The sequence below is a fragment of the Achromobacter sp. genome (genome assembly GCF_036567245.1).
GTDB lineage: Bacteria > Pseudomonadota > Gammaproteobacteria > Burkholderiales > Burkholderiaceae_B > Achromobacter.
The window spans coordinates 1-2,998 of the sequence record NZ_DATCUY010000154.1 but is presented as its reverse complement, the minus strand read 5'-3'; the positions used below and the strand labels follow the sequence as shown (position 1 = coordinate 2,998).

At 67.4% G+C, this 2,998-nt stretch carries 3 protein-coding genes and 1 riboswitch; of the genes, 2 read left to right on the top strand and 1 reads right to left on the bottom strand.

The genetic code is table 11. The annotated features are described in order from the left end of the window. Positions 1 to 191 precede the first annotated feature (191 nt). Entirely contained in the window at positions 192 to 656 is a 465-nt protein-coding gene (locus VIR09_RS06800) for a hypothetical protein (protein WP_332012181.1), read from the top strand. A 23-nt stretch (positions 657 to 679) separates the two neighbouring features. Here the strand turns inward: VIR09_RS06800 and VIR09_RS06795 are convergent, their stop codons facing one another. Continuing rightward, positions 680 to 2,023, bottom strand: coding sequence for an aminopeptidase P N-terminal domain-containing protein (locus VIR09_RS06795; protein WP_332012182.1), 1,344 nt, complete (start codon positions 2,021 to 2,023; stop codon positions 680 to 682). A gap of 128 nt (positions 2,024 to 2,151) precedes the next feature. Then, positions 2,152 to 2,342: riboswitch (yybP-ykoY riboswitch) on the top strand. Positions 2,343 to 2,394: 52 nt separating this feature from the next. Between VIR09_RS06795 and VIR09_RS06790 the strand changes: the two genes are divergently transcribed. Beyond that, on the top strand, positions 2,395 to 2,998 hold a 604-nt coding region (locus VIR09_RS06790; protein ID WP_414639395.1), incomplete at its 3' end, for a sodium:calcium antiporter.

Below are 2,998 nucleotides of genomic sequence, written 5' to 3'. Positions count from 1 at the left end.
CAAGCAGCGCGATGCGCGCGGGGTCCGGCGCCACGCGGGCCAGCATCAGGGCCAGCACGCGGCCCACCGGGCCCGCGCCAAGAATCGCAATGTCGAAGGCGGATGAAGTCATGTCCGGATTTTAACCGTCCACTACAATCCGCAGCAGCCGGCGCGTCTTGGCGCCGTGGTTCTCTTTCCGGTCGATCGACATGACGCAGCTCCAGGCCTCATCCCCCTTGTCCACCGCTACCGCCCGCCGTCCGCGCGGCAAGGTCACGGTCGGACTGCTGGCCTGCCTGTTCGGGGCGGTGGGGGCGCATTGGTGGTATCTGGGACGTCGCCACGCCTGGCTGGTGACCGCGTACACCTTGGTCAGCCTGTTCTGCGCGTTCAGCTTCTATCCCGTCTGGTACGACAACCCCGCCTTCTTCCTGGTATTCATTCCCATGGTCGACGGGTTCATCGAGAGCGCGGTGTTCTCGTTGATGCCGGACGAGAAATTCGACCGCCTCTATAACGAGGGCCTGGGCCGGCCGACCCGGACCGGCTGGGGGCCGGTGCTGGTCGCCATCCTGGCCTGCCTGGTCGGCGCCATCGTCTCCATGTTCGCCATCGCCATGGTGGTGGTCTACACCTGGATCGCCATGGGCTGGCTGGACGGCTATGTCTTCTAGCGCGGGTCTGGCGTGTTGTCGGCCTATTCGCGCATCAGCGCTTCGATCTCGCCGGCCTGCACCGGCACGCCGCGGGTGATGAGTTCACAGCCTTCGTCGGTGACCAGCGCATCGTCCTCGGTGCGGATGCCGATGTTCCAGTAGGCCTCGGGCACGTCGTCGGCGGGCCGCACGTAGATGCCGGGCTCGATCGTCAGCATCATGCCGGCTTCCAGCTTGCGCCAGGGCCGCTCGGCGCCATGGGCCGGACCGGGCTGGCGGTAGTCGCCCACGTCGTGCACGTCCAGGCCCAGCCAGTGGCCGGTGCGGTGCATGTAGAAGCGGCTGTAGTCGCCGGATTCGAGTACGCCGTCCAGGGAACCCTTCAAGAGCTTCAGGTCCAGCATGCCTTGCGCCAGCACGCGCAGGGCGGCCTGGTGGCCGTCGTTGAAGCTGCGGCCGGGCGCCGTGGCCTGGGCGGCGGCATCCTGCGCGGCCACCGTCAGGTCGTACAGCGCGCGTTGCGGACCGCTGTAGCGGCCGTTCACGGGAAAGGTCCGGGTGATGTCGCTGGCGTAGCTGTCGACCTCGCAGCCTGCGTCGATCAGCACCAGATCGCCGTCGCGCAGCACCGCCTCGCCGGCCGGGTAATGCAGCACGCAGGCGTTGGCGCCCGCGGCCACGATGCTGTTGTAGGCCACTGATTGCGCGCCATGGCGGCGGAATTCGTACAGCAGTTCGGCTTCGATCTCATACTCCCGCATGCCGGGACGGGCGACGCGCATGGCGCGCACATGGGCGCCGGCGGAAATCTTGGCCGCGCGCCGCATTGCCGCTATTTCAGTGGCGTCCTTGAACAGCCGCATCTCGGCCAGCAGGAAACGGATGTCCTGCTGGCGGGAGGGCGGGGCATGGCCGCCACGGCTGGCTTCGCGCGCCGCGGCCAGCCAGCGGTGCAGGCGGCCGTCGCTGCGCTTGTCGCCCGCCAAGGGCGCGTACAGGGTGGCGTGGTCCTGCAGCAGCGCGGGCATCAGCTCGTCCAGCGCGTCGAGCGGATGCGCGTCGTCAAAGCCGAAATGCGCCGCCGCCGCTTCGGGGCCGAAACGCTTGCCTTCCCAGATCTCGTGTTCGATGTGACGCGGGCGGCAGAACAGTACGGCGCGGTCGGTCACGCCCGCGCTCAGCACCAGCCAGGCGCCGGGTTCGGTGAACCCGGTCAGGTAGAAAAAATCGCTGTCGTGCCGGTAGGGATACTCCGCGTCGCGGTTGCGCGCGGCCTCCGGGGCGGTCGCCAGTATGGCGATGCCGCCGCCGTCGGCGCGCATCTGCTCCATCAGGCGTTGGCGCCGTGCGGCGTAAGGGGCGATGTCGTCGGGAGGCAGGCTCATGGCGGACAGGGGCGCGAACCCCGGCAAGGTGAGGATGCCGTTTACTTTACCCGCCATCCCCCGGATCCGACAGCCCATGCAGGCTGCGAGGAATTCGCTGGACCACGCGGGGCAAGCTGCTACAATCGCCGCTCTGTCATTGGGGAGTAGCCATCCTTTGTCCCCACAAAGGAGCTAGCGTCAACAGACTTGGTGGTTCAGCGCTGCGCAGCAGCCGCTAGAACTCCATGGCGCTAGTAGCGGTATCCATGCACGTCGGCAAGCCCGCCGCATGGACCAGCCAGGCGAGACCTTTGGCCGCGTTGCGTTCACCCCAGCCGGGCGAGCCGCGACGTCGCGCCAATTGGTTTCTGCTCGTCCGGCTCGCCTATATGTTTCTCACCCTGTTCCTGTTTTTCCTGTCAGCGGCAGTGATCTATTTCGCCTGCGAATACTTCGTGAACGGCGTCGAATGGGTCGGCCATCGCTTTCAACTGGGAGCCACCGCCACCGGCACTGTGCTTGCTGCGTTTGGCACCGCCTTGCCGGAAAGCGCCGTCACCTTCATGGCCGTGGTCTTCGGCGAAACTCCCGAGCAAAAAGACATCGGCGTCGGCGCGGCCATGGGCGGGCCGCTGGTGCTGGCGACGCTGGCCTATGCGGTGGTCGGCCTGGCCCTGTGGCGCGCGCGCCGCGGACGGGCCACGCAGGCGGACTGTATCAACGCGGACCAGCGCCGGCTGGCCCGCGACCAGGCCTGGTTCATGGGCATCTTCATCTTCAAGGTGGGCCTGGGCCTGCTCGCGTTCGCCTGGAAGCCCTGGCTGGGCATCCTGTTCCTGGCGACCTACGGCCTCTACGTCAAGCGCGAACTCAGCCGCGACGAGGCGAGCCTGGATGCCGAGGATCTGGAGCCGCTGAAACTGCGTCCCCGCGATGAAGATCCGGCCATGTCCTGGGCTGTCGCGCAGACGGTCCTGGCTCTGGTGGTCATCG